The sequence below is a fragment of the Pseudomonas sp. C1C7 genome (assembly GCF_013359595.1).
In the GTDB taxonomy this organism is placed as follows: domain Bacteria; phylum Pseudomonadota; class Gammaproteobacteria; order Pseudomonadales; family Pseudomonadaceae; genus Aquipseudomonas.
In genome coordinates this window covers 1-26,041 of sequence record NZ_JABFMP010000019.1, presented here as the reverse complement: position 1 = coordinate 26,041, position 26,041 = coordinate 1, and the positions used below count along the sequence as shown (strand labels likewise).

The window sequence follows — 26,041 nt, the reverse complement described above, 5'->3', positions numbered from 1 at the left end:
CGATGTTCAGAATTCTCTTTCGCCTGTACCTGGTGACCATCGTCTCGTTCAGCGCCGCGATCTATCTGGTGCCGGACCTGGTGATCAAGGTCTTCCACGAGCGTTTCGTCACCTACAACCTCGACTACTCCCGCGGCCTGCAGACCCTGATGGTCAAGCAGTTCAAGGCTGTGCCCATAGAGCAGTGGCCTGCGCTGGCGGCCGAGATGGACGAGGACTTCAAGCCGCTGCACATCGTCCTCAGCCGTAACGATGATCCTGAGTTCAGCGCCGATGAGCAGCAGCGTCTGAAGCGCGGCGAGAACATCGTGCGCATTGGCGACTGGGGCTGGCGCACCCTGGCGGTATCGCCGCTGAACGAGCACACCGTGGTGCAGATGGTGGTGCCGCCGGACCCGATGGACGTCAGCCTGCTGTACTGGAGCATCAACGTGCTGATCGGCGCGACCATGCTCGCTTGCCTGCTGTTGTGGTTGCGCCCGCACTGGCGCGATCTGGAGCGTCTGAAAAGCGCGGCGGAGCGCTTCGGCAAGGGCAACCTGAGCGAACGCACGCAGATTTCCCCCAGCTCCAACATCGGCAGCCTGGCCAACGTGTTCGACACCATGGCCGGCGATATCGAGAATCTGCTGAATCAGCAGCGCGACCTGCTCAACGCAGTCTCCCACGAGTTGCGCACGCCGCTGACCCGCCTGGATTTCGGCCTGGCCCTGGCGCTGTCCGACGACTTGCCGGCCACCAGCCGCGAACGTCTGCAAAGCCTGGTGGATCACATCCGTGAACTGGATGAACTGGTGCTGGAACTGCTGTCCTACAGCCGCCTGCAAAACCCGGCGCGGGTGCCGGAGCAGGTCGAGGTGTCGCTGGACGAGTTCATCGACAGCATCCTGGGCAGCGTCGACGAGGAGCAATCCCCGGACATCGTCATCGACGTGCTGCTGCACGGTCAGCTCGAGCGTTTCAGCCTCGACCCGCGCCTGACCGCCCGGGCCCTGCAAAACCTGCTGCGCAACGCCATGCGCTACTGCGAAAAGCGCATCCAGATTGGCGTGAAGGTCTGCCCCAAGGGCTGTGAAATCCAGGTGGACGACGACGGCATCGGCATTCCGGACGACGAGCGCGAACGGATTTTCGAGCCGTTCTACCGTCTGGACCGCAGCCGCGATCGCGCCACCGGCGGCTTTGGTCTGGGCCTGGCGATCAGTCGCCGGGCGCTGGAAGCCCAGAGCGGCACGCTGACCGTTGAGGCCTCGCCATTGGGTGGCGCGCGGTTCCGCCTGTGGCTGCCGACGCCGGCGTGAGCACAGGAATATGACAAACGGTAGCGCCCGGTGGGGCTTTGAGCCGTCAACCTGTCAAAGCTGACAGTAGTCACGTTCGTCGCTTGAGCGTTTCAATGTCCCTACGCAGTCAGGCTGTCGCGCCACGCACTGATGACTGGAGGGGACAATGGCAGCGCCAAGCACAAGAAAAAGCGGCAAAGGGACGATCAACGCCATTCGAAAGGTCTGGGTCGATGCAACGTCGACGACATTCGCCATCATCATGGCCGATGACGGGCGCTCCCGGCTGGCGGTGAGGATCGGGCTGAATCTCACGGAAGATGGCGATGACTATTTTCTGGTGGGGGATCGGGTGCGGTATACGGTGGTGACCGGTTCTGAATTTCCCCGCGCACAAGACCTGATGAAGTTTCCCCTGTAGGAGCTGTCGAGTGAAAGGAGGCTGCGATCTTTTGATTTTTTAAAGCAAGATCAAAAGATCGCAGCCTCGGCAGCTCCTGCAGGGGGAGTCGGGTCAGGCTCAGGTTTTTGAGGAGCCTTCGATGGCCTGCGCCAGGTCCTGGTATTCCTCGCACGTCGTGTTGCCGCATATCGACTTGATCTGCTGCAACTGTTCCTGGGCCAGTGCCAGCTGGCCTTTGATCACATAGGCTTCGCCCAGGTACTCGCGAACTTTCGCGTAGTGCGGGTCGAGCTTGACCGATTGCAGGTAATAGCTGATGCCTTCATCGGTGCGTCCCAGCTTGCGGGTGGCGTAGCCGCGGTAGTTCAGGGCGATGGCGGTGTTGGGTTCCTTAAGCGTATCGAGCAGCGCCAGCGCCTCTTCGTAACGCCCGTCCTTGGCCAACTGATAGGCGTAGTCGGTACGGTCGGCGTCCGGCACCAGCTTGCTGGTCTGCACCACGCATTTATTGGTTTTCTTGTCGAAGACCTGGCCTCTGGGGCACTGGGGTTTGGCTGGCGAGTCTTCCTCGCCATTGGCCCAGACCTGGGCGCTGGACAAGGCGACGGCGAGCAACAACGGGGCGGTGAACATCGTATAACGGCTATTCATGGGCAATGCTCCATGGGTGTCAGGGTAGGGACATCGAACAGGCCGAAACGTTGAGTTGTGTCGATCAGTAAAATCTTGATAGCGCAAGGTGAACAATCATTCATTTTGTTTCTAGAGTCCAGAGCAAGGAAAGCTCAAGTTGAAGGGTTATGCTCGTCAGCAACCATCGCCGAACTGGAGTTCTGCCATGAAAGATCAGATTCACCACTCAGCCGCCACCGGCTACCGGACCGGCGCCGATACCTACGTGCGCGGTCGCCCGGATTACCCGCCCCAGGTGGCCACCTGGCTGAGCGATACCCTGGGACTGAATGCCGACGCTGCGGTCATCGACCTCGGGGCTGGCACCGGCAAGTTCACCGGCCGGCTGCTGGCCACCGGTGCACAGGTCATCGCCGTGGAACCGGTGGCGCAGATGCTGGAAAAACTCTCGGAAACCTACCCGGAGGTGCTGGCAGTAAAGGGGACGGCGACGGACTTGCCCTTGCCTGATGCGTCGGTGGACGCGGTGGTCTGCGCCCAGGCGTTTCACTGGTTCGCCACGAACGAGGCCCTCGACGAAATCGCCCGGGTGCTCAAGCCCGGCGGACGGCTGGGGCTGGTTTGGAATCTGCGGGATGTGCGAGTCAGCTGGGTGCCGAAGCTGGATGCCATCGTCAATGCCCTGGAGGGCGATACGCCACGCTATTACACCGGCGAATGGCGCCGGGTGTTCCCGCATCCGGCGTTCGGGCCGTTGCAGGCGCTGCATTTCAGCCATGGCCATAGCGGCTCGCCGGAGGATGTGATCTTTAATCGGGTCCGTTCCACCAGCTTTATCGCGGCGCTGCCGGAAGCGGAGCGGGCGAAGGTCGATGAGAGGATCCGGGCAATGATCGAGGGTGAGCCCGAGCTGCGGGGCAGGAATGAGGTGACGGTGCCTTATGAGACGGCGGTGTTTGTGGCGGTGAAGGGCAGTTAGATCATCGGTGCCTTCATCGCGGGCAAGCCGGCTCCCACAGGGTCCGAGTGAACGCAAATTATGTGAACACCTGCAATCCTTGTGGGAGCGGGCTTGCCCGCGAAGAGGCCCTGAATCACACCACAAAGCCCAAGCCGGTCCCGCTTTTGGCCGAACCGCCACCTCCCGCCCTTGTTATAGTCGGGCCTCTTTTTTGCCCGCTAGAAGGATCCCCGGCATGTCTCAATACTCCGCGTTCAACGTCGAACTGGTCGATAACATCGCTCATGTACAGATCAACCGCCCGGAAAAGATCAACTCGATGAATGCTGCGTTCTGGAGCGAGATCGTCGAGATTTTCCAGTGGATCGATGACACCGACGAAGTGCGGGTGGTGGTGCTCAGTGGCGCCGGCAAGCATTTTTCCTCCGGCATCGACTTGATGATGCTGGCAGGCGTCGCCAATGAAATGGGCAAGGACGTCGGCCGTAACGCGCGCCTGCTGCGGCGCAAGATCCTCAACCTGCAAGCCTCCTTCAACGCCGTCGACAACTGCCGCAAGCCAGTGCTCGCGGCGATCCAGGGCTACTGCCTGGGCGGCGCCATCGACCTGATCGCCGCCTGCGACATGCGCTACGCCGCCGAAGACGCACAGTTCTCGATCAAGGAAATCGACATCGGCATGGCCGCCGACGTCGGCACGCTGCAACGCTTGCCGCGCATCATGGGTGACGGCATGCTGCGTGAACTGGCTTACACTGGACGCAACTTCGGCGCCGAAGAAGCCCGTGGCATGGGCCTGGTCAACCGCGTCTACAGCGACACCGCCAGCCTGCTCGACGGCGTCATGGGCATCGCCCGCGAAATCGCGAGCAAGTCGCCGATCGCCATCGCCGGCACCAAGGAGATGATCAGCTACATGCGTGATCATCGCATCGATGACGGCCTGGAATACGTCGCCACCTGGAACGCCGCCATGCTGCAATCCAACGATTTGCGCGTGGCCATGGCCGCCCATATGAGCAAACAGAAACCCGAATTTCTGGATTGAGTGAAAAATGACCCCACGCTGGACCACTGCAGTACTGGACACCGATCAACCGGGCGGCTGGGCCGTAGCGCGCAGCCCCGAAGGTTTTTTGTTCGATGACAACGGCGCGTTGTTCCCCCGGGAATGGCTCAAGCGCCAGGACCTGCCGGTTCTGGCCGAACATGGCATCGGTCATCTCGATGGCGAGCCGGTGTACCTGCTGGAACTGCGCAGTTACAGCGACGTTCCGGGCTGCAACTGGAAAGGCTTGCGGGCATTCATGCTCGAAGGCGATCACACCCTCTACAAGGTCCTGGGCTATGCCGCGCAGATCGGCACCTGGGCCCGCGAGCATCGCTTCTGCGGCAACTGCGGTCAGGCCATGACCCAGGTGCCGCGCGAGCGGGCGATGTATTGCCAGCCGTGCGATCTGCGCAGTTATCCGCGCATTTCACCGAGCATGATCGTGCTGGTGACCCGTGGCGACGAGGTGCTGCTGGCACGCTCGCCACGGTTCGTCACCGGGGTCTACAGCACGTTGGCGGGGTTTGCCGAGCCTGGCGAATCGGCCGAGGACTGCCTGATTCGCGAGGTACGCGAGGAGGTGCGGATCGAGGTCAAGAACATTCAGTACATGGGCAGCCAGTGCTGGCCGTTCCCGCACTCGATGATGCTTGGCTTCCATGCCGAATACGCCGGGGGCGAGATCGTCTGCCAGGAAGACGAGATCGAGGACGCCCAGTGGTTCAACGTCCATGCGCTGCCGCCGTTGCCGGCGTCGCGCTCGATTGCCCGTTACCTGATCGACGTCTATGTGGCGCGGCGCTTAGGCCACGCTGAACCAGTGCTGCCAGGCTAGCCGCACGGTCAAGCCCAGCACCACGGTGATGAACACCGGACGAATGAACTTCGCGCCGCCGCTGATGGCGGTGCGAGCCCCGAAAAACGCCCCCACCATCACGGACAGGCCCATGCACAGGCCGATGATCCAGTCCACTTGCCCGGAAATCACGAATACCGTCAGCGCCGCGATGTTGCTGACGAAGTTCATGCTGCGCGCCACTCCGCTGGCTTTCACCAGATCGATCGGGTACATCAGCAGGCTGCTGACCGTCCAGAACGCTCCGGTGCCGGGACCTGCCACACCATCGTAGAAACCGAGGGTGAAACCCTGGGTCGATTGCCATTTCTTCTTGATCGGTGCGTTGCTGTCCAGCGGCGCTTTGGGCGTGCCACCAAACAACAGGTAGATGCCACAGGCGAAGACGATCACCGGCAGCATCTTGTTCAGCCATTCGGCGGGCAGGTAATGCGCGACCCCGGCACCGGTCAGCGCGCCGACCAGGGTACCGATGATGGCGTGCATCCATTGCTTGGGGTGGAACAGCTTGCGGCGGTAGAAGGTAAAGCTGGCGGTGGCCGAACCGAAGGTCGAACTGAGTTTGTTGGTGCCCAGCACCAGGTGCGGCGGCAGGCCGGCGGTGAGCAACGCGGGGGTGGTCAACAGACCGCCGCCACCGGCGATGGCATCGATGAAACCGGCAATGAAAGCGACAAGGGCCAGAATGGCCAGGGTGAAGAGGTCAACGCTGAGTTCGAAGGGCATGGAATCGGGCTTAATTCGGCAGAGTGCAGCAAGGGCTGCGGGGGAGGGGCGGTATCTTACCTCTATCCACTCCGGCGGGCGACCGAATGCTTTGTGTAGGAGCTGCCGCAGGCTGCGATCTTTTGACTTTGCTTTTAAAAGGCAAGATCAAAAGATCGCAGCCTGCGGCAGCTCCTACAGGGGACGGCGGTGTTTACAGACCGAGATCCGACAGACCCGGATGATCGTCAGGACGGCGACCCAGTGGCCAGTGGTATTTGCGCTCGCTTTCCTTGATCGGCATGTCGTTGATGCAGGCAAAGCGGTGGGCCATCAGGCCGTTCTCGTCGAACTCCCAGTTCTCGTTGCCATAGGAGCGAAACCAGTTGCCCGAGTCGTCATGCCACTCATAGGCATATCGCACGGCAATACGGTTGTCGGTGAACGCCCAGAGTTCCTTGATCAAGCGATAATCCAGTTCCTTGGCCCATTTACGGGTCAGGAAGGCTTTGGCCTCTTCGCGATTGGTGGCGAACTCGGCGCGGTTACGCCATTTGGTGTCCAGGGTGTAGGCCAGCGACACGCGTTCCGGGTCGCGGGAGTTCCAGCCATCCTCGGCCAAACGGATCTTTTCGATGGCCGATTCACGGGTGAAAGGCGGCAATGGCGGACGAACTTCGGCGTTAGACATTTCACGTCTCCGTATAAAGTTAAAGTTCCAGCAAGTTGTCGGGCTTGATTAAGTTTTACAGGTCCAATAACTTTCGCGCCATGCATTGCGCATTATCGGCGGCACTGTGATCACCCATTACAAGCGCCACGGTTATGGCACCTTCGATCAGGATCAGCAGCTGTTTGGCCAGCGTCTGCGGATCGTCGGCGCCATGTTCGGTACACAGCTCGCTTACGTAGTCGAGCAGTTTCTGTTTGTGGTCTTTAGCGACCAGGCGGACCGGGTCCTGCGGGTCGCCGGTTTCGCCGCTGGTATTGATGAAAGCACAGCCGCGAAAGCCTTCGGATTCGAACCATGACTTGAGCACGGTGAACAGGTTGAGCAGGCGGTCGGCCGGGGTTTCGGCCTGATTCACCGCACTTGTGAACCAGTGCATCCAGCGTAGATCCCGGCGCATCAGGGCCGCGACAACGAGTTCGTCCTTGTTGGCGAAGTAGCGGTAGATACTCTTTCTGGAGACACCGGCGGTTTTCACCAGAAGATCCATGCCGGTAGCGGCAATGCCACCTTTGTAGATCAACTTTTCGGTGACATCCAGAATGATGTCGCGTGTGTCGTTGCCAGTGATTTCGTTCATGTGGCTAACAGTAGAACGAACGTTCTCCTTTGGCAAATAATATTTCCAGTGTCTGATAAATGGCCGTGTGCAGGAGCTGCCGCAGGCTGCGATTGTTTGACTTTGATTTTTAAAAGCAAGATCAAAAGATCGCAGCCTGCGGCAGCTCCTACATGGAGAATGTTGTCATCCGCAAGACCCGAACCCATCCATGGTGTAAGCTCTCAAACTCTCTGGATTCGACCCGATTGCGAGCCCTATGCCGTTGCTTTTCAAACGCTCCCTGCTGCCCAAACTGCGCAGTTTTCCGCTGACGGCCGATGCCGTTACCTTCCTTTCTGGTGCTGCCGAGTTCCGCCGTTGTCTGCTGGAAAAAATCGCCAGCGCCACGCAGCGCATTTACATCGTCGCGCTTTACCTGCAGCAAGATGAAGCCGGTCAGGAAATTCTCGATGCCCTGCACGCGGCCAAACTGGCGCGTCCGCACCTTGACGTGGTGGTCGTCGTCGACTGGCTGCGCGCTCAGCGCGGCTTGATCGGCGCGGGTAAACAGCCGGGCAATTCGGCCTGGTATCAGGAGATGACCCGCACCCACGCAAGCGAAGTGCCGGTGTATGGCGTGCCGGTGCAGACCCGCGAGCTGTTCGGCGTGTTGCACCTCAAGGGCTTCATCATCGATGACTGCGTGATCTACAGCGGTGCGAGCCTGAATAACGTTTATCTGCACAAATTCGACAAGTACCGCTACGACCGCTATCACCTCTTGCAGGACCGCAAGCTGGCCGATTCGATGCACCATCTGGTGCAACACGGTCTGGTGGCTTCCCGGGCGGTACATCGCCTCGATCTGCCGAACCTGCCTACGACCCGCAGCCTGCGCAATGACATCGGCGACCTGCGCAGTCGCCTCAAGCATGCCGCCTACGACACCACCCAAGGCAGCACGGACAGGAGCGGTCTGTCGGTCAGCCCATTGCTGGGCGTGGGCAAGAACAATCCGCTGAACCGGGCGATTTGCGAACTGATCGCCAGCGCCCAGCAGCAACTGACCATCTGCACGCCGTACTTCAATCTGCCGCTGGCGATCATCCGCGAGGTCAACCGCGCACTGGCCCGTGGCGTGAAGATCGACATCGTGGTCGGCGACAAGACGGCCAACGACTTCTATATCCCGCCGAGCGAGCCGTTCAAGGTGATATCGGCGCTGCCCTACCTCTACGAAATCAGTCTGCGTCGCTTCGCCAAGCGACATCAGCGCAACATCGACAGCGGTCAGTTGAACCTGCACCTGTGGAAGGATGGCGATCACACCTACCACCTCAAGGGCATGTGGGTGGACCAGCGCTACACCTTGCTCACCGGCAACAACCTCAACCCGCGGGCGTTTCGCCTGGATCTGGAAAATGCCTTGTTGATCGATGATCCCAAGGGCGAACTGCTGGAACCGCGTCGCAAGGAACTGACGGAGATCTTCCAACACACGACGCGTATCGAGCGCTTCCAGGACCTGGAAACATTGCCCGATTACCCGGCGGGGGTGGCGAAGTTTCTCAAGCGTGTCAGCCGGGTGCGTATCGAGCGTTTGCTGTACCGCATTCTATAAACGTCGACGCAACCAACAATCTATCGGGTTCCCACCAGGGGAGCCCGCTGCGAGCGCTTTTTTATAGTTTCCTTGCTGCACGCCACCTAGCCTTTGGCCCAAAGTCGCGGGTAGTCTGCAAGGAAACTCTCAGTGCTCCATTCTGTTCATGTAAACGCCACCCAATCTGCCAATCACTCCTTCCCGTACTCCGCACGTCATGCCCCGACCCACCTGGCCGCGCAGGTATCGATAGCCTCCCAGGGCCGGCGACAGCTGGTGCTCGCTGATACCCACCCTCAAGCAGCGGGAAGCTCTATACCTGTTGCGGAAGACGGCGTCGTGTTTCCCGAATATTCGGGTGGCTACGAAGCTCCGTGGGACGTGATCAAGAATCAGCGCGCTTTCAACGAGGCCTGTGCTTGCGTTGTCGAATACCTGAAAACCCAATCCCTATCCCAGGAAGAGCTGCTCTACGCTCTGCAAACCGGTTTTTTTCAAAGGCCAATGGGCAAATCGCTGGCGGATCTGTTCGTCGATGCAACGATGCGCTCGATTGAACCCAAAGGTGAGTTGACGACAGAGCGACTGCGCGAAATTGTCGAGACGATTTGCAAACTGGCCCCCAAAGAATGGGCAAGCGTGTTCGGTGAACGCCTCAACTTCCCTCGAGGCACTGACAGAGACAGCGTTGCCGGGTTCATCCAGTCGCAGCTGACGCTGTCACGACTTCAAAGGGACGAGAAAATCGCCAACGGTGAGTTGTTGACGGACTCGCAATGGCAAAGCCTTCAAGAAATCGTCAAGCAATGCCGGTCATCCATCAGGCCGTGGCAAGAGGGGCGATTGAACAGCACATTGATGAAACTGGAGGACTGTGCAGAGGTTCGGCGCTCTCCTGAAGAAACGAAGTTTCTGCTGGGCGAGTTTCTGCAGCGCCTGAACGAGCCTCGCCAGGAACGTTTCCCGGACCGGCACAAACGAGCGGTGCATGAACTCTGGCAAAGCATTGAACTGAAACCAGCGCCGTCGTCGCTCGATGAAATCAAACAGTGGACTGATCCTGCATCGATGCGGGCAGGGGGCCAACGCATCAGTAGCCGGACAAATTCGGTACTGAACGCAGCGGAAGTTCGAAACGCCCCTGCGCAAACCGAAACCGACTTTTCGTTGATGGATAGGCTGGAGGAAATCGAGCGCAAGTCTGATTTCTACAACCATGTCTCAGTCAATCGATCCGGAGTTCCAGGAGGACTGGTTGCCCGAATACTGTACGTGGCAAATATCCTTAATATCGTCGGGGTGTTGAGGATCGCTGAAAAAATTCGTCCTCATCTACCCGTTCCGGGCCAACTTCACGCGCCGCGGGTTTCACCGGAACAAGGAAAAACCGCTTCGACGCCTGTGAATCTATCCGAGCAGATAAGAGCGTTTGGCAATCAACTCGATCAATTGTTGAGCCAGGCCATGCATGTAATGACCGGCTGGCATCCCGTCGAAGGCGTGGAGACGGATGAACGGGATGCGATCGCAAACCTGCTTGAACGATTTACAGACGTGCTCAATCCACTCCTGGGTCGACAATCACCGTCGTTACCCCATCCGCATGGTCCCTATGCGCCGATATCCGAGCCGCTGGAGCAACAGCAGCGGTTCTTCGCTACGTGGTACTCCGATCTCGGTGCCTGGCTTCAGAACGCTGCCAGTTGCCTGGCCGCGATGGGCGTAGCGACGTTCAATGCCATGACGGGCGCTACCCAGCAGCATCCACGTGCCGCTGCTGCGATCGCTATCACCTCCATGACGGCGCTATATGCGGCTGTTAACGAGTTTTACGGCCTGAGGGGCGGGGCCGTTACCGGTGGCTCGCATTTTGTCCTGGAAGAAGACACCGGGCTACGTGATGAAATTCTCAATGAGGTGCAAACCCTCCTGAGCGCGGTGCCATCGGTTGAACTGGCAATCAAGGCACGGATCGCCAACGCGACGACCAATGAGGCTGAACTGGTGGAGGAGGTTGCCCACCTGTTGGAGCAACCCGTGCCTTGGAGCTGGTCAATCACCGCCGGTGAATTGATCGTCAAGGGCATCGAGCAAATCGAAGCTGAGCGTTTCAACAATCCCGACATGAGCTCGCAAAAAGGCGCGCAACGCTCAAAACGTGCCGCCGAGTGGACGCTGGAGACGTTGAGTGACCCGGGTGTTCTCTCAGGTGCGGATATACAGCTGCAAAACGACCTCTTGAAGATGCTGGATTCCGACCGGGACACTCCGGTGGCGATTGCGGCGGGAGCGCTGATCCACTCATCGCTCGCGCTGTATAAGCAAGCCGTGAACGATAAAGCGCTTCAAGCGTTCTTCACTGCCAATGACATGACGTTGTCAACGGTGCGTATCTTTCACGACTCGGTAGTAGGGACTGTTGCGCAAAACGGTACAACCAAACGTCGATCGTTTGACCTGTGGGATGATTCGGGATGGTGGCCGGCTGCCAAGTCATTGCTGCCAGTCCTTGAACTGCTCGACCCCGACAATCTGGGGATGAACCATGTCAGTACAGGCTCGAACTCCATTTCCCGGGATGTGGCACTCAGGTTTTACGGGGTAACCCCGCCCACAACGCAGGAGGGCGCGAAACAACTGGCGAACCAATTGAGGGTATCGGGTTGGCCCAAGTTCTCTAACGGTAAAAAGGCGCACCTGGAAATGGCGGTCGAACAGGTCAGGCAGGCTGCTGAAGAGACAACGGCACGCGCGCACCTGGTGACTGCCCTCGAACTGGCTGTAACGGACAAGGCTGAAAACGCCACCGTGCTCCTGTCAGAAATCATGACGGACTTTGTTAGCCCTTCACTTGCGCAGGCGAGCCAGAAAATACGCCACCATCTCAATGATTTTCTGGCGTTACCCGCCATGATCGGGCTTTGCCAGGCTCGAAAAATAGATTGCAGCGCAAATCCCGCCAGGGTCAGCCAGGGGAACATCCAGGTTTTCTTCAACGACGAGTGGGTCGATCTGACAGCGGCAGTGAGCGCGCAGCCGGTGCTGAAGGCAGCGCTCGACAAGCTGCTCGAGCAAGCAAAAAAATCCGGAGATACGCTGTACACCAGTACGACAAGCGATCTACTGCAGATCATACGTTTCATGGGCTTTGAAGCGCCCCAAAATGCCGGGGAGCTGCGCAACATCGTTCGCTGGCTGACCACGTCCATACCGCCATCCCCACCGCTATGCAATTACGGTGGCGATTTGCTGGTGGGTAACCCTGAGTCCGTCATGCTGTCAAACGCTGAAAGGACCCAAGTCATCGAGTTGTGCAACGTGCTGAAGGACGGGTCGTCGTCCATCCTGCAAGCGTTGGATGATGATCGGCTCCTTGACGCATCGCTCGCAGATCGGCGAACCCACGCCCACCGCCTTCTCACCGAGATCCTTGACACGAAGACATCAAGCTCCTGGGGGCAGCAGTTGCTCGAAAAGCTCAGTTGGTATGGCGCGACAGCAGGGCAAACGCCTTCAATCGAGCACTACCGGCAACTCCTGTGCGCTGCGATCAAGCTCGGCGTTGATCCCGACGCACCTGGCGAGTTCGGAAAGATTGCCGGTTACGATATCTACCAGCCGAACAACAGGGGGCGTGATCCGGGTGCGATACGTGCCGATATCGAAAATCATTTGATCAGTAACAAGGGCGTCAGTGCGCAGACTGCGCCCCTTGTGGCGCACGTGTTCCTGGCCCAGGTTGCACCGGAGTTTCTCGTGCCGGACAGCAGTGAGAAGGTGCGCATGGGAAGCGTCAACTGGACGGTTTTGCGCCTGGGCATTGCCATTGCCGAGAAAATGAATCCAGGTTGTTCCCGTGAAATGACTGTTGAACAGCTCATGGCCCTTGGAACGTTGGATCCAGCCACCGATGAAATCCGCCTGTTACTCAAGACCCTGGGTACCGACGTCATGGTGGCATGGGGTGTCATGAACGGCGTTGTTCAACAGAGCCCGACCTATACCGCCGGGGATTATGAAAATGCCGCCAGAATGTTCGCCAGGCAGCGCGTCGAAATCGCCCAGGCATTACATACCTTTTCCCGGCCACTGCAATCGCGCAGGGAGCTGGCCATCATTGAGCTACGCAAGGTATTTCCCGATTCAAGTGTTAGCGAAATAGAGGCGATGAAACTCTGGTCAAGGAATCTGGGTGCTGTCGAGAATATCCGCGCAACAACAGAAGGGACCACCCACGATCTGGTCGAGGTGTACATGGCGGGCGATTTGAATCCTACAGATTGGTGGCACCCCGAACGTCAGGGAATGACACACGAGCTGTGGGCAAGAAGAATCCGGGCGTTACCAAAAATTGACACGCTTTTAACGGCTTCCGTTGACCGTTATTTCACCGATTTTTCTAAGGCGTTTATCGCTCCAACCAAACTCCTGTTTGCCGAATTGCCTTGGGCAGACCGTCAATGCCTTGAGCAGGGAACCGTTGAATTGTTCACCTTGCGAAATGAATCCGGTCGGACAAAAGAGGATGAAACACCGCAGCTTCGGGCTGCGTTACGGGGTGGGTACGGTACGTTGATACGCTGTGAATACCTTGGCGGAATCAGTTATTTCGAAGTGTTCCCGGCGCAAATGAAAATCATCAAACGTTTGGACCTGCCCGATGTGCTGCCGCTCAATGGCGTGATGAAAGTCGAAAAAGTCAGGATGGGTAAGGGGCTGGTCAATGCCGACGTTCAGCGCGGCACGGAACTGCCTTTCGATTTCCAGGCCTACACAACCGGTCGTGCCCCGGTCGCCGATGTCAAATCACCCAAATTGATCATCGAGAAATTGGGTGACAGCATTCCCGCTACATCCTTGACAGATGACGCGGATGAATCGGTCTACCTCCCCCAGGGCTATTTTTCGCCCAAGCTGGGCAGGATCATCAATGTCGTGGTCCACGATAATTTTCTGCAGGGACAAAAGCAGGCGCTGCTTGACCGCGCCAAAGGAAGCACACCGCGGGACAGGCAGAAGCAGTTCTGGGAAAGCTTGAAAGCCTTTGCACTGCAGCTGATTCCCTTTGTCGGCTGTGTGAACGACTTGAGCGACGGTACGCGCCTCGGCTTGATCAATGGCGCGTTCGGGTGTTTTACCGATGCCACATCGAGTCTTTTTGGATTGGTGGGACGTGCGGGTAACGCCATGAGTGCTGTGCGGTCAATTTCACCCGTGCCAGTGAAGGCCTTTGAGTTAATGAAAATCAGCGTGGGTACCGTCAATTCAGTGATCAACCCGTTCAGTGGATTGCCTGACCTGGTTGAAGGTAGTGCAAGAGCTGTACGAAGCGGCGGTAAAATGTTGATCAGTCGTGTATTCGCGGTTACCCCAAGCGGTATCGGACGCCTGCAAACGGGAGTCGATAAAGTCAGAAGCTTTTTTGGCAGCGCTGCTATCGAAGCGGCGGGACGTAAACTGCCAAACTGGGCGAATTCGAATCAAGCGCTAATGGAAGGCGTACACCGGGGTGCTAATACCACGGCCATATTCAAGGACAATAAATGGTATGGCGTGGATCACCGCGGCAAGCCTTACGGGGCGGAACTTGAGGGTTTCGCACCGCTGATTCCTTGACCTCGACAACGCTGACCCCTTCAGGACGCTTCGCGAGCAAGTGCTGCCCGCGAAGCGTCTGTCCAATAGCTGAAATTCAGTTCAGCCCCAATTTCCCACGCAGGGTCGACAAATCTTCCGCCAGTGTATTGACCGGCCCCACCAGGGCCTTGCGGTCGTTTTCCTTCACTTTGTCGTAGGTCTGGAAACCGCCGTCTTGGGTTTTGTACTTGGCCAGGATCTTGTTCACCGTGGCGAAGTTCTTGTCCACCTTGGCGACAAACGCGGCGTCCTGTTTTTCGATCTGCGCACGGAACAGGTCGACGATCTTTTTCGCCCCGTCGATGTTGCCCTGGAAATCATAGAGGTCGGTGTGGCTGTAGCGATCTTCTTCGCCAGAGACCTTGGTGGCCGCCACTTCTTCGAGCAGCGCAGCAGCGCCACCGACGACTTTTTCCGGAGGGAAGGTCAGGCCGGCGACGCGGCTTTGCAGGTCTTTGACGTCTTTGTCGAGACCGTCCGCCAGTTCACCCAGGCCCTTGGTGCTGTTTTCCGAGAACAGCGAATATTCGATGCGGTGGAAGCCGGTGAAATCTTGCGCTTTCACGCCTTTTTCGTGGTCGTCGACCCGGGAGTCGATGGAGGCATCCAGGTCACTGAACAGCTCGGCGATCGGCTCGATCGACTCGTAGTACACCCGGGTTGGCGCATAGAGCTTTTTCGCCGTGGCCAGGTCGCCTTTTTTCACCGCGTCGGTGAATTGCCGAGTGTGGCTGGCCAGCTCATCCAGTTGTTCGGTGACGTAGATCTTGTAGTCGGAAATTGGCTGTACCAACTCCAGCGGCGCCGTCGCCGCGAAAGCCGAAAACGGGGTGTTGAGCAAGCCTAGGGTGAGCATTAACGCCAGTGGCGACTTTTTCATGGTAGGGCTCCGTTGGGTCAGGTTGTTGTTTTAGGTTCAGTGGCATTGAGCAGCGTGCGACCGATGAAATCCTGATCGCCGGTGACACCGGGCAGGGTGAAGAAGTACCCGCCGCCGACCGGCTTGAGGTATTCCTCCAGCGGCTCGCCGTTGAGCCGGGTTTGCACGGTGATGAAGCCTTTTTCCAGATCGGCCTGGTAGCAGATGAACAGCAGACCCATGTCCAACTGGCCGTTCTTGTTCACACCGTTGGAGTAGTTGAAGGGGCGGCGCAGTATCAAGTTGGCCTGGGTCGCGGCGGTGCGCGGGTTGGCCAGGCGGATGTGGGCGTCGAGTTTGGTCAACTTGCCTTGCGGGTCCTTGGCGTAGTCTGGAACCTCGGTTTCGTGACTGCCACCGATGGGCGCGCCGCTGCTTTTGACCCGGCCGAGAATGCTCTCCTGTTCCTGCAATGGCGTGCGGTCCCAGCGTTCGACGAAGTTGCGGATGATGCGCACAGCCTGATAGCTGCCACCCGTTGCCCATGACGGTTCGTCACTGCCGGGCTGGACCCAGACAATGCGGTCCATGGCGCTGCCATCGTTGGAGTCGGGGTTGGCCGAGCCATCGCGAAAACCGAGGAAATTACGTGCACTCTGTGCCGGCACACCGGGTTTGGCCGGGGCCTGGGGCGGCACGCTGCCTTCCTGTTTCCAGCGCACCAGCAGCAAGTCCGGAAGGTTCTTCACGATGTCGCGCAGGGCGTGGATGTTGGTGTCGGCGGTGTTGGCACAGAACTGCAAGCTCAGGTCGCCGTGGCAGCAATCGGCTTCCAGCGCGTCGTTGGGGAAACCGACCATGCGCATCAGGCGTTTGGGTTTGACGTGGGCCAGGCCGAAGCGCTCGTCAAACAGTGATTCACCCACCGACACGGTGATGGTGAGGTTGTCCGGGGTGACCACCGGCCCAAGAATCCCCGAATCCACCGGTGGCAGTTTCGGGTCGACCTGGGGCACCGGACCGCCCTTCATCAGGAACGCGATGCGTTCGTTGAGCGTGCGGAACAACCGCTGCAGATCCTCACGGTCGCTGGCCAACACATCGAACGCCACCAACATGCCGGACGCCGGGCGCGGGGTAACGATGCCGCTCTGGTGCTTGCCATGGAAATCGTGGCGGTCTTCGGTGCGGTCGCTGCTGGGGGCTTCGGTCACCTGCGCGGGGCTGGCGGCCATGGCCGGGCAGCTCAGCGCTGTACCGGCCAGCGCGGCGGCGCCCATGCCCATCAAGACGCGGCGACGTTGGAGGTTCAATGGCTCTGAATCGTTCATCTGAAGTCGTCTTCTGCTTACAGGCCGGAGAGGCCGAGGGCGGGGTCGATGTCATCGAGTGCTGTTGCCAGTGCCTTGGCCTTGTCGGCGATTTGCTTGCGCTGTTCGGCACTGACACTGTCGTAACTGGCGTAGCCGTCGCCCCGCTTGAGGGCGTCGAGCTGCGCTGCGAATGCATTGAGGGCCGTGTCGATTTTCGGCAGCAGGTCGGCGGCGGACTTGGTCAGCAGCGGACGCAGCAATTCGACGACCTTTCGCGCGGCCTCGAGGTTGCCGGCGAATCCGTACAGGTCGGTGTGGCTGTAGCGTTCTTCCTCTCCGCTGCTCGCACGCACGTCAGCGAGAGTGTTGAGGTTGCGCACCACGATGCTCACCAATTGCTCCGGTGGCAGCGATTGGGCCAGCAGCTGCTGCTTGAGGGCGGTGACATCCGCCAGCAGGCGCTGGGCGACTGGCGCCAGACCGTCCAGGTTGCGTTGCTGGAACAGCGCGTATTCAAGGCGATGGAAACCGGTGAATGCCGGATCCTGTTCGCGTTTTTCGAAGTAGTCGGCGCGGGCGTTGATGGCGTTGTCCAGCTCCGCCAGGCGTTGCGCGGCCGGGGCGATGCGCTGATACGCGGCCCTTGCCTGGGCATAAAGGGCCTGGGCCTGGCTCAGGTCGCCGGTTTCAATGGCGTGATCCAGTGCGCTGACCGCTTTGATCAGCGCCGAGCTTTGGCTGCTCAAGTACACGCGAAACTCCGACAACGCCCCCACGAAGGCCACCATGGACGGCCTGGCTTTGGCCGCGGCATCCGAGGCCGCCGTCGGCGTCACGTGCAACGTCCCGCGCGGGTTGCTCAACAGGCCGCAGGTAATCGCGTAGTCGCCGGGCAACAGGTTCGCGTTGATCACCTGGCTCAGGCCGGGGGCAATGTTTTCCCGTTCTTCGATCACCAGCACGCCATCGAGAATTTCCCATTCAACGGCTCGCTCGGACCGGTTGACGATGCGGAAGCTGGCGTGGCCGGCGGGCACGGTCAGGGCATTGGGTTCGCAGCTATGGGATTGAATGGTCACGAGCACTTCATCGTGGTTGGCCTGGCGCTTGGCTGCGGCCATTTGCGAGGCGTAGTAGAACAGGCCGCCGGCGGCGATCATCACGATCACCGAACCGGCAACCGCCCAGCGCAAGGCGCGGGGAGGAGAAGCCTGGGTGGGGGCTGGGTTTGGCATGGTTGCCCTTACTGATTGGAAACTGAAGAAGGCTGTTCGCTCACCCTGTGGGAGCGAGCTTGCTCGCGATCAATGCACAGGCACCGCTGGGCATCGGGTTTCACGCGTTATCGTTAACGACCATCGCGAGCAGGCTCGCTCCTGCAGGGGGCAGGTGTTGGCAGAAAGAACATCACCAACGCCACCAGCAGATAAATCAGATAAGCCCCGAGGGTGCTGACCGTCGGTGCATCCTGGTAACCGAACATCCCGGCCAGCACCGAACCCAGCGGGCCATCCATCGGCAGGATGGCGCTGATGTCGAAGAGCACGGTTTGCAGGTGATTCCACACACCGGCTTCATGCAGCGCCTGGACCGAGTTGGCGAGAATCCCGGCGGCCACCACGAGGATGAACAGGCCCGTCCAGCGAAAGAACGCGCCGAGGTTCAGGCGCATGCTGCCGGTGTAGATCAGCCAGCCGATGACAATCGCCAGGATCAGGCCGAGCAGGGCGCCAATCGGTGCCGCCGGGCCTTCGCTTTGCTGGAACACGGCGAGCAGGAAAAACACCGTTTCCAGGCCTTCCCGGGCCACGGCAAAAAACACCATGGCGATCAGCGCGGTCACCTGATGCCTGGAGCCGGTCAACGCCTGATCCAGAGACGCCTGCAACGAGTGCTTGATCGAACGCGACACCTTGCGCATCCAGAACACCATGGAACTCAGGATCCCTACGGCCACCAGGCCGACCACGCCTTCGAACAGTTCCTGCTGTTTTTGCGGAAACTCAGCGCTGACCAGTTCCAGGCCACCGCCGACCAGCAAGGCGAGGGCGGCGGCGAGAAACACACCGATCCACACGGCGGGCATCCACTGACCGCGACCGGTCTGTTTGAGGTAGCTGGCGATGATGCCGACGATCAACGCGGCCTCGATGCCTTCGCGCAGCATGATCAGAAAGGGGACAAGCATTCGGCACCGTGTGAGGAATAGATAGGGTGCTAAGTTGTAACATAATGACACTCATTCCCAAATGGCATCGATTGACATTTACCTGAACCTAAGCTGAACAACCCTGAAGATTGCCCAAGCCCGCTCCCACAGGGTTCTGCGCTAATATGCCCACCACTCAAAACAACCACACGGCCCACCTCGCTCAATGTCGGAAAAAGACACCATTTCCATTCAACTGGTGCGTGAAGCGCTGTTGCAGAGCTGCGCGCCGGGCGCGGCGACCGATGAGGTGTTGAGCAAGGTCGGTATTGATCCGTCGCTGCTGCAAAGCAATGTCGCCCGGGTGCCGGCCAGTGCTTATGCGCGGCTCTGGCGCTTGCTGGCCCGGCGTGGGGATGACGAATTTTTCGGCATGGACCCGCGCAAGCTCAAATCCGGCAGCCTGGCGTTTCTCTGCCGCTGCGCCATGGTCCAGCCGAGCCTGTCTGCTGGGTTGACCAGCGGGCTGGACTTCCTGTCATTGATGCTCGAACGCATGCCCGCCGAACTGGTGCGCCAGCAAAGCCTCGCGGAAATCGTCCTGTCGGAAGACGACCAGGCGCCGCGCCGCGCCTTTACCTATTTCACTTACTGGATGATCGTGCACGGCGTCGCCTGCTGGTTGGCCGGGCGACGTATCCCGATCCTGGCCATCGAGTTGCGTTGCCCGAAGCCGGATTTCTGCGATGACTATCAGGTGATGTTTTCCGAGAACCTGCGCTTCGACAGGCCGCGTACGCGGATGATTTTCTCCGCCGATTGCCTGGATTTGCCGATCAAGCGCACAGCGCAGGAGCTTCAGCGATTCCTGGGCCAGGCGCCGGCCAACATTCTGGTGAAATACCGTGATCCAGAGAGCCTGGCCAGCCGCATCAAGCACGATCTGCGCTTGCTTCCCGCCGAGCAATGGCCGGAAACCGAGGCGCTGGCGCAGCGGTTGTGCATGTCGGCGTCGACCTTGCGCCGCCGGTTGGCGGAGGAGGGGCAGACCTATCAAGGGCTCAAGGACAGCGTGCGCAAGGAACTGGCGATTGTCTGGCTGGCCGAGCCGAGCATCAGCTTTGCCGACATCGCGACAAGGTTGGGGTTTGCCGATGCCAGCTCGTTCTACAAGGCGTTTCGCAAGTGGTCCGGCTCCAATCCGGGGCATTACCGTAGTTTGATCCTCAACGAAGCGACCTGATCCGAGTGTTTGTGGTGGGCGTGCTGACGCCATCGCTGGCAAGCCAGCCCTAACAATGATCCGTGGTGTTCAAAAAACCTGTGGGAGCTGGCTTGCCAGCGATGAGGCCCTCAAAGGCGCCACATCACTTGAAACCTTGGCCAAACCAGTCAAGCAACTTGATAACTTTGACCATTGCCCGCCACTCCGCGCGGAGCGAGTATTTCTCTGTTGGATAAGGTTCCCCCAACCTAATAAAAACATAGAGGGATTCTGGCAATGCGCGATTACTTGTCTGCCGTTTCACAGTTCAACTATCAGCACACCGTCGACGCCGCACTCAAGGGTGATCTGACAGCCCTCAACGCCTGCGTCGAATGTTGCGACCGGCATGCCTTGCCCGGGCGCATTGCGCTGTTCTGGGAAGGACGCGATGGCAGCAGCGCCACGTACACCTTCAGCGACCTGCAAGACAAGGCCGCGCGTTTTGCCAACTTCCTCTTGAGCCAGGGTGTGCGCAAGGGCGACAAAGTCGCCGGCCTGCTGCCGCGCAACATCGAATTATTGATCACCGTGTTCGCCGCCTGGCGCATCGGTGCGGTGTACCAGCCGCTGTTCACCGCCTTCGGGCCCAAGGCCATCGAGCACCGCCTTGGCTGCTCCGGCGCCAAAGTTGTGGTCACCGACGCGGTCAATCGCTCCAAACTCGCCGAAGTGGCTGATTGCCCGACCATCGTCACCGTTGGCGGCGCCAAGGGGCAGGGCATCGTCCGTGGCGATTACAGCTTCTGGGCCGAACTGGCCAATTACTCTTCTGATTGTGAACCGGTGATGTTGACCGGCGAAGACCCGTTCCTGCTGATGTTCACCTCGGGCACCACCGGCCCGTCGAAAGCGCTGTCGGTGCCGCTCAAGGCCATCGTCGCCTTCCAGTGCTACACCCGTGACGCCGTGGATCTGCGCCCCGAAGACGCGTTCTGGAACGTCGCCGATCCGGGTTGGGCCTATGGCATCTATTTCGGCGTGACAGGTCCCATGGCCATGGGGCACCCGATCACCTTCTACGATGGCCCGTTCACCCTCGAAAGTACCTGCCGGGTCATCAACAAATACGGGATCACCAACCTCACTGGTTCGCCGACGGCCTACCGCCTGCTGATTGCCGGCGGCGATGAGTTCGCCAAGTCGATCAAGGGCAAGCTGCGCATCGTCAGCAGCGCCGGCGAGCCGCTTAACCCGGAAGTGATCCGCTGGTTCGCCGATAACCTCGGTGTGGTCATCCACGACCACTACGGCCAGACCGAACTGGGCATGGTGCTGTGCAACCACCACGGCCTGGAGCACTCGATTCACATGGGCGCCGCCGGTTTTGCCTCGCCCGGACACCGTATCGTGGTGCTGGACGATGAATACAAGGAACTGGGCGTCGGCCAGCCGGGCATCCTGGCCATCGACCGGACCCAATCGCCGATGTGCTGGTTTGCCGGCTACGAAGGCGCACCGACCAAGGCCTTCGTCGGCAACTACTACCTGAGCGGCGATACGGTCGAGTGGAACCCGGACGGCAGCATCAGCTTCGTCGGCCGCAGCGACGATGTGATCACCACCTCGGGCTATCGCGTCGGCCCGTTCGACGTCGAAAGCGCCTTGATCGAACACCCGGCGGTGATCGAAGCGGCGGTGGTCGGCAAGCCCGACCCGGAACGCACCGAGCTGGTCAAAGCCTTCGTGGTGATCTGCTCGCAGTACCGTGCCACGCCGGAGCTGGCCGAAGAGCTGCGCCAGCATGTGCGCAAGCGTCTGGCGGCGCATTCCTATCCCCGTGAAATCGAATTTGTCAGCGAGTTGCCGAAAACCCCAAGCGGCAAATTGCAGCGCTTCATCTTGCGCAACCAGGAAATCGCCAAGGCTCAAGAGGCCGCGGCGAAGAACGTTTCAGCTTGAATCCAAGGAAACAATGATGCAGATCGCAAACAAGGTTTTTCTCGTCACCGGCGGTGCTTCCGGCCTGGGTGCGGCCACCGCTGAAATGCTGGTCGGTGCCGGCGCCAAGGTCATGCTGGTGGACATGAACGCCGAAGCTGTCGCGGCCCAGGCCCAGCGTCTTGGCGCACAAAGCGTCGTCGCCGATATCAGCAACGAAGCCGATGCGCAGGCGGCGGTGCAGGCCACGGTCAAGGCCTTTGGCGGCCTCAACGGGCTGGTCAACTGCGCCGGCATCGTGCGCGGTGAGAAGATCCTCGGCAAGAACGGTCCGCACGCCCTGGCCAGCTTCAGCCAGGTGATCAACGTCAACGTGATCGGCAGTTTCAACATGCTGCGCCTGGCGTCGGCGGCCATTGCCGAAACCGAAGCGGACGCCGGGGGTGAGCGCGGCGTGATCATCAACACCGCGTCGGCGGCGGCCTATGACGGCCAGATCGGCCAGGCGGCCTATGCGGCCTCCAAAGGCGCAATCGTCAGCCTGACCCTGCCTGCCGCCCGCGAGTTGGCACGTTTCGGCATCCGTGTAATGACCATCGCCCCGGGCATTTTCGAAACCCCGATGATGGCTGGCATGACCCCGGAAGTCCGCGATTCCCTGGCCGCTGGCGTACCGTTCCCGCCACGCTTGGGCAAACCGGCCGAATACGCATCCCTGGTGCGCCATATCATTGAAAACAGCATGCTCAATGGCGAGGTGATCCGTCTCGACGGTGCCCTGCGCATGGCCGCGAAATAAGGAGGATTTGTCATGACTATTGCCAACGATCCAATCGTTATCGTCAGTGCCGTTCGTACCCCCATGGGCGGTTTCCAGGGCGACCTGAAAAGCCTGACCGCGCCGCAACTCGGTGCTGCGGCGATCAAGGCCGCCGTCGAGCGCGCTGGTGTTGCGCCAGACGCCGTCGATGAAGTGCTGTTCGGTTGCGTGCTGCCCGCAGGCCTCGGCCAGGCGCCAGCACGTCAGGCTGCACTGGGTGCAGGGCTGGACAAGTCGACCCGCTGCACCACGGTGAACAAAATGTGTGGCTCCGGCATGGAAACCACCATTCTGGCCCACGACATGCTGCTGGCCGGCAGCGCCGACGTGGTCATTGCCGGCGGTATGGAAAGCATGTCCAACGCGCCGTACCTGCTGGACCGCGCTCGCGCCGGTTATCGCATGGGCCACGGCCGCGTTCTGGACTCGATGTTCCTCGACGGTCTGGAAGACGCCTACGACAAGGGTCGCCTGATGGGCACCTTCGCCGAAGACTGCGCCGAAACCCACCATTTCAGTCGTGAAGCCCAGGACGCGTTCGCCATCGCCTCGACCACCCGCGCCCAGCAGGCGATCAAGGACGGCAGCTTCAAGGACGAGATCGTGCCGCTGACCGTGACCGTCGGCAAAGAGCAGGTGACCATCACCAATGACGAACAGCCGCCAAAAGCCAAGCTGGACAAGATTTCTTCGCTCAAGCCTGCGTTCCGCGATGGCGGCAGCGTGACGGCGGCCAACTCCAGCTCGATCTCCGACGGTGCGGCGGCGCTGGTGCTGATGCGCCGCTCCGAAGCCGACAAGCGCGGTTTGAAGCCGCTGGCGGTGATTCACGGCCACTCGGCCTTTGCCGATACCCCGGGCCTGTTCCCGGTGGCGCCGATTGGTGCGATCCAGAAGCTGATGAAGAAAACCGGCTGGTCGCTCAATGACGTGGACCTGGTGGAAGTCAACGAAGCCTTCGCCGTGGTTGCCATGGCGGCCATGACCCAACTGGAAATCCCCCACGAGAAGCTCAACGTCCACGGCGGCGCCTGCGCCCTGGGCCACCCGATCGGCGCATCCGGCGCACGGATCCTCGTGACCCTGCTGTCGGCGTTGCGCCAGAAGGGCCTGAAGCGTGGCGTGGCGGCGATCTGCATCGGTGGCGGTGAAGCGACGGCGATGGCTGTGGAGTGCCTGGTCTAAGGCAGTCCTCCATCCCTGTGGGAGCGGGCTTGCCCGCGATGAGGCCCAATAAGCCGACCTATTTGTTTGCTGATACACCGCCATCGCGGGCAAGCCCGCTCCCACAGGTACCGTGTTTGATTTCGGTTAATGCGCAAAATTTTAAGGACTGGTCATGATCCCCAATGACGAACAACTGCAAATCAGCGACGCGGCCCGGCAGTTTGCCCAGGAACGGCTGAAACCGTTTGCCGCCGAATGGGACCGTGAACACCGCTTCCCCAAGGACGCCATCGGCGAGATGGCCGAGCTGGGCTTCTTCGGCATGCTGGTGCCGGAGCAGTGGGGCGGTTGCGACACCGGTTACCTGGCCTACGCCATGGCCCTGGAAGAAATCGCCGCCGGCGACGGCGCCTGCTCGACCATCATGAGCGTGCACAACTCCGTGGGCTGCGTGCCGATCCTCAACTACGGCAACGACGACCAGAAAGAACGCTTCCTCAAGCCCCTGGCCAGCGGTGCGATGCTCGGTGCGTTCGCCCTGACCGAGCCGCAGGCCGGTTCCGACGCCAGCGGCCTGAAAACCCGCGCGCGGCTCGAAGGCGACCACTACGTGCTCAACGGCAGCAAGCAGTTCATCACCTCCGGGCAGAACGCCGGGGTGGTGATCGTGTTTGCAGTGACCGATCCGAGCGCCGGCAAGCGTGGCATCACCGCGCTGATCGTGCCCACTGATTCACCGGGCTACAGCGTCGCGCGGGTCGAGGACAAGCTCGGTCAGCATGCCTCCGACACCTGCCAGATCCTTTTCGAAAACGTGAAAGTGCCGGTGGCCAACCGCCTGGGCGAAGAGGGTGAGGGCTACAAGATCGCCCTGGCCAACCTCGAAGGCGGTCGCGTCGGCATCGCCTCGCAATCGGTGGGCATGGCCCGTGCCGCGTTCGAAGCAGCCCGCGACTATGCTCGCGAGCGCGAGAGCTTCGGCAAACCGATCATCGAGCATCAGGCGGTCGCGTTCCGTCTGGCGGACATGGCGACCCAGATCGCCGTCGCCCGGCAGATGGTGCACTACGCCGCGGCGCTGCGTGATAGCGGCAAGCCGGCGCTGGTCGAAGCCTCGATGGCCAAGCTGTTCGCCTCGGAAATGGCCGAGAAGGTCTGCTCCTCGGCGTTGCAAACCCTGGGCGGTTACGGTTATCTCAACGACTTCCCGGTGGAGCGGATCTACCGCGACGTGCGGGTTTGCCAGATTTACGAAGGCACCAGCGACATTCAGCGCATGGTCATTTCGCGCAACCTATAAAAAGGAAACCTTTACGTGAACTACGAAACGATTTTGCTGGAAATCCACGACCGCGTCGGTCTGATCACTCTGAACCGTCCGCAGGCGCTGAACGCGCTGAATGCGCAGATCGTCAGCGAAGTGAACCACGCCCTCGATGGCCTGGAGAAAGACCCGAACATCGGTTGCATCGTGTTGACCGGCTCGAAAAAGGCGTTCGCCGCCGGTGCCGATATCAAGGAAATGGCCGAGCTGACCTACCCGCAGATCTACATCGACGACCTGTTCAGCGACAGCGACCGGGTGGCCAACCGCCGCAAGCCGATCATCGCCGCGGTCAACGGTTTTGCCCTGGGCGGCGGCTGTGAGCTGGCGCTGATGTGCGACTTCATCCTGGCCGGCGATAACGCCAAGTTCGGTCAGCCGGAAATCAACCTCGGCGTGCTGCCGGGCATGGGCGGTACTCAGCGCCTGACCCGCGCCGTGGGCAAGGCCAAGGCCATGGAAATGTGCCTCAGCGGCCGTCTGATCGGCGCCGAGGAAGCGGAGCGTTGCGGTATCGTCGCGCGCATCGTGCCGAGCGATGAGTTGCTGGACGAAGCGTTGAAAGTCGCGGCGCTGATCGCGAAGAAATCCCTGCCGATCGCCATGATGGTCAAGGAAAGCGTCAACCGCGCCTTCGAAGTGAGCCTGTCTGAAGGCGTGCGTTTCGAGCGCCGGGTGTTCCATGCGGCATTCGCAACCCAGGATCAGAAGGAAGGCATGGCGGCCTTCATTGCCAAGCGCGAGGCGGATTTCACCAACAAGTGATGCCAGGCCCCTGTAGGAGCTGCCGCAGGCTGCGATCTTTTGATCTCGTTTTTCAAATCAAAATCAAAAGATCGCAGCCTGCGGCAGCTCCTACAT

General features: G+C 60.1%; 21 protein-coding genes. 13 read left to right on the top strand and 8 right to left on the bottom strand.

The window, feature by feature from the left end; all coding sequences use genetic code 11:
• The first annotated feature begins 2 nt into the window (after positions 1-2).
• Together HNO86_RS16810 and HNO86_RS16805 are read left to right on the top strand one after the other, a co-directional pair.
• The gene (locus HNO86_RS16810; protein ID WP_175378064.1) at positions 3-1,301 is read left to right on the top strand and encodes an ATP-binding protein; all 1,299 of its coding nucleotides are present in this window, start codon (positions 3-5) and stop codon (positions 1,299-1,301) included.
• A gap of 148 nt (positions 1,302-1,449) precedes the next feature.
• Positions 1,450-1,704, top strand: coding sequence for a hypothetical protein (locus tag HNO86_RS16805; RefSeq protein WP_175378063.1), 255 nt, complete (start codon positions 1,450-1,452; stop codon positions 1,702-1,704).
• Positions 1,705-1,803: 99 nt separating this feature from the next.
• On the opposite strand, the gene HNO86_RS16800 is transcribed toward HNO86_RS16805, so the two are convergent.
• Positions 1,804-2,337: a tetratricopeptide repeat protein gene (locus HNO86_RS16800; protein WP_175378062.1), complete on the bottom strand. Its 534-nt coding sequence runs from the start codon at positions 2,335-2,337 to the stop codon at positions 1,804-1,806.
• A 139-nt stretch (positions 2,338-2,476) separates the two neighbouring features.
• Here HNO86_RS16800 and HNO86_RS16795 point away from each other — a divergent pair, with 139 nt between their 5' ends.
• The 3 genes from HNO86_RS16795 to nudC all read left to right on the top strand — a co-directional run bounded on the left by HNO86_RS16795 (position 2,477) and on the right by nudC (position 5,166).
• Positions 2,477-3,298: a class I SAM-dependent methyltransferase gene (locus HNO86_RS16795; protein WP_256672662.1), complete on the top strand. Its 822-nt coding sequence runs from the start codon at positions 2,477-2,479 to the stop codon at positions 3,296-3,298.
• A gap of 217 nt (positions 3,299-3,515) precedes the next feature.
• Positions 3,516-4,328 (top strand): crotonase/enoyl-CoA hydratase family protein, encoded by an 813-nt coding sequence (locus HNO86_RS16790; RefSeq protein ID WP_175378060.1) that lies wholly within the window; start codon positions 3,516-3,518, stop codon positions 4,326-4,328.
• 7 nt (positions 4,329-4,335) lie between these two features.
• Positions 4,336-5,166 carry an NAD(+) diphosphatase gene (gene nudC / locus HNO86_RS16785; protein WP_175378059.1) on the top strand — a complete coding sequence of 277 codons (831 nt, stop codon included), beginning with the start codon at positions 4,336-4,338 and terminating at the stop codon, positions 5,164-5,166.
• Here nudC and HNO86_RS16780 read toward each other — a convergent pair.
• From HNO86_RS16780 to HNO86_RS16770, 3 genes are all read right to left on the bottom strand, one after another.
• Positions 5,134-5,913: a TSUP family transporter gene (locus tag HNO86_RS16780; protein WP_175378058.1), complete on the bottom strand. Its 780-nt coding sequence runs from the start codon at positions 5,911-5,913 to the stop codon at positions 5,134-5,136. The two genes, nudC and HNO86_RS16780, sit on opposite strands and share 33 nt — an antisense overlap.
• 193 nt (positions 5,914-6,106) lie before the next feature.
• Complete coding sequence (locus tag HNO86_RS16775; protein WP_175378057.1) at positions 6,107-6,583, bottom strand: nuclear transport factor 2 family protein; 477 nt, start codon at positions 6,581-6,583, stop codon at positions 6,107-6,109.
• A 55-nt stretch (positions 6,584-6,638) separates the two neighbouring features.
• Positions 6,639-7,202 carry a TetR/AcrR family transcriptional regulator gene (locus HNO86_RS16770; RefSeq protein WP_175378056.1) on the bottom strand — a complete coding sequence of 188 codons (564 nt, stop codon included), beginning with the start codon at positions 7,200-7,202 and terminating at the stop codon, positions 6,639-6,641.
• Between the two features lie 238 nt (positions 7,203-7,440).
• On the opposite strand from HNO86_RS16770, the gene pssA reads away from it, so the two are divergent.
• A complete protein-coding gene (gene pssA / locus HNO86_RS16765) occupies positions 7,441-8,784 on the top strand; it encodes a CDP-diacylglycerol--serine O-phosphatidyltransferase (RefSeq protein ID WP_175378055.1) in 1,344 nt (447 codons plus the stop codon).
• A 132-nt stretch (positions 8,785-8,916) separates the two neighbouring features.
• Positions 8,917-14,382: a hypothetical protein gene (locus HNO86_RS16760; RefSeq protein ID WP_175378054.1), complete on the top strand. Its 5,466-nt coding sequence runs from the start codon at positions 8,917-8,919 to the stop codon at positions 14,380-14,382.
• Between the two features lie 76 nt (positions 14,383-14,458).
• Here HNO86_RS16760 and efeO (HNO86_RS16755) read toward each other — a convergent pair whose 3' ends face one another.
• The 4 genes from efeO (HNO86_RS16755) to efeU form a co-directional block, all read right to left on the bottom strand.
• The gene (efeO, locus tag HNO86_RS16755) at positions 14,459-15,283 is read right to left on the bottom strand and encodes an iron uptake system protein EfeO (protein ID WP_175378053.1); all 825 of its coding nucleotides are present in this window, start codon (positions 15,281-15,283) and stop codon (positions 14,459-14,461) included.
• 17 nt (positions 15,284-15,300) lie between these two features.
• The gene (gene efeB, locus HNO86_RS16750; protein ID WP_175378052.1) at positions 15,301-16,593 is read right to left on the bottom strand and encodes an iron uptake transporter deferrochelatase/peroxidase subunit; all 1,293 of its coding nucleotides are present in this window, start codon (positions 16,591-16,593) and stop codon (positions 15,301-15,303) included.
• Between the two features lie 17 nt (positions 16,594-16,610).
• Positions 16,611-17,810 carry an iron uptake system protein EfeO gene (efeO, locus tag HNO86_RS16745; RefSeq protein ID WP_175378051.1) on the bottom strand — a complete coding sequence of 400 codons (1,200 nt, stop codon included), beginning with the start codon at positions 17,808-17,810 and terminating at the stop codon, positions 16,611-16,613.
• Positions 17,811-17,923: 113 nt separating this feature from the next.
• Complete coding sequence (gene efeU, locus HNO86_RS16740; RefSeq protein ID WP_175378050.1) at positions 17,924-18,763, bottom strand: iron uptake transporter permease EfeU; 840 nt, start codon at positions 18,761-18,763, stop codon at positions 17,924-17,926.
• 187 nt (positions 18,764-18,950) lie between these two features.
• Here efeU and HNO86_RS16735 point away from each other — a divergent pair, with 187 nt between their 5' ends.
• From HNO86_RS16735 to HNO86_RS16710, 6 genes are all read left to right on the top strand, one after another.
• Complete coding sequence (locus HNO86_RS16735; protein WP_175378049.1) at positions 18,951-19,967, top strand: AraC family transcriptional regulator; 1,017 nt, start codon at positions 18,951-18,953, stop codon at positions 19,965-19,967.
• 258 nt (positions 19,968-20,225) lie between these two features.
• Positions 20,226-21,890: an AMP-binding protein gene (locus HNO86_RS16730; protein WP_175378048.1), complete on the top strand. Its 1,665-nt coding sequence runs from the start codon at positions 20,226-20,228 to the stop codon at positions 21,888-21,890.
• A gap of 16 nt (positions 21,891-21,906) precedes the next feature.
• Positions 21,907-22,668 (top strand): SDR family NAD(P)-dependent oxidoreductase, encoded by a 762-nt coding sequence (locus tag HNO86_RS16725; RefSeq protein ID WP_175378047.1) that lies wholly within the window; start codon positions 21,907-21,909, stop codon positions 22,666-22,668.
• Between the two features lie 12 nt (positions 22,669-22,680).
• Positions 22,681-23,874, top strand: coding sequence for an acetyl-CoA C-acyltransferase (locus HNO86_RS16720; RefSeq protein ID WP_175378046.1), 1,194 nt, complete (start codon positions 22,681-22,683; stop codon positions 23,872-23,874).
• Positions 23,875-24,028: 154 nt separating this feature from the next.
• Entirely contained in the window at positions 24,029-25,156 is a 1,128-nt protein-coding gene (locus HNO86_RS16715) for an acyl-CoA dehydrogenase (RefSeq protein WP_175378045.1), read from the top strand.
• 15 nt (positions 25,157-25,171) lie between these two features.
• Positions 25,172-25,945, top strand: a complete 774-nt coding sequence (locus HNO86_RS16710) for an enoyl-CoA hydratase (protein ID WP_175378044.1) — start codon at positions 25,172-25,174, stop codon at positions 25,943-25,945.
• The last annotated feature ends 96 nt before the right edge of the window (positions 25,946-26,041 follow it).

Bases quoted from the DNA above. Each gene is read 5' to 3' on its own strand.
- HNO86_RS16810 (WP_175378064.1), top strand. From the start codon at position 3: ATGTTCAGAATTCTCTTTCGCCTGTACCTGGTGACCATCGTCTCGTTC.
- HNO86_RS16805 (WP_175378063.1), top strand. From the start codon at position 1,450: ATGGCAGCGCCAAGCACAAGAAAAAGCGGCAAAGGGACGATCAACGCC.
- HNO86_RS16800 (WP_175378062.1), bottom strand. From the start codon at position 2,337: ATGAATAGCCGTTATACGATGTTCACCGCCCCGTTGTTGCTCGCCGTC.
- HNO86_RS16790 (WP_175378060.1), top strand. From the start codon at position 3,516: ATGTCTCAATACTCCGCGTTCAACGTCGAACTGGTCGATAACATCGCT.
- nudC (WP_175378059.1), top strand. From the start codon at position 4,336: ATGACCCCACGCTGGACCACTGCAGTACTGGACACCGATCAACCGGGC.
- HNO86_RS16780 (WP_175378058.1), bottom strand. From the start codon at position 5,913: ATGCCCTTCGAACTCAGCGTTGACCTCTTCACCCTGGCCATTCTGGCC.
- HNO86_RS16775 (WP_175378057.1), bottom strand. From the start codon at position 6,583: ATGTCTAACGCCGAAGTTCGTCCGCCATTGCCGCCTTTCACCCGTGAA.
- HNO86_RS16770 (WP_175378056.1), bottom strand. From the start codon at position 7,202: ATGAACGAAATCACTGGCAACGACACACGCGACATCATTCTGGATGTC.
- pssA (WP_175378055.1), top strand. From the start codon at position 7,441: ATGCCGTTGCTTTTCAAACGCTCCCTGCTGCCCAAACTGCGCAGTTTT.
- efeO (WP_175378053.1), bottom strand. From the start codon at position 15,283: ATGAAAAAGTCGCCACTGGCGTTAATGCTCACCCTAGGCTTGCTCAAC.
- efeB (WP_175378052.1), bottom strand. From the start codon at position 16,593: ATGAACGATTCAGAGCCATTGAACCTCCAACGTCGCCGCGTCTTGATG.
- efeO (WP_175378051.1), bottom strand. From the start codon at position 17,810: ATGCCAAACCCAGCCCCCACCCAGGCTTCTCCTCCCCGCGCCTTGCGC.
- efeU (WP_175378050.1), bottom strand. From the start codon at position 18,763: ATGCTTGTCCCCTTTCTGATCATGCTGCGCGAAGGCATCGAGGCCGCG.
- HNO86_RS16735 (WP_175378049.1), top strand. From the start codon at position 18,951: ATGTCGGAAAAAGACACCATTTCCATTCAACTGGTGCGTGAAGCGCTG.
- HNO86_RS16730 (WP_175378048.1), top strand. From the start codon at position 20,226: ATGCGCGATTACTTGTCTGCCGTTTCACAGTTCAACTATCAGCACACC.
- HNO86_RS16725 (WP_175378047.1), top strand. From the start codon at position 21,907: ATGCAGATCGCAAACAAGGTTTTTCTCGTCACCGGCGGTGCTTCCGGC.
- HNO86_RS16720 (WP_175378046.1), top strand. From the start codon at position 22,681: ATGACTATTGCCAACGATCCAATCGTTATCGTCAGTGCCGTTCGTACC.
- HNO86_RS16715 (WP_175378045.1), top strand. From the start codon at position 24,029: ATGATCCCCAATGACGAACAACTGCAAATCAGCGACGCGGCCCGGCAG.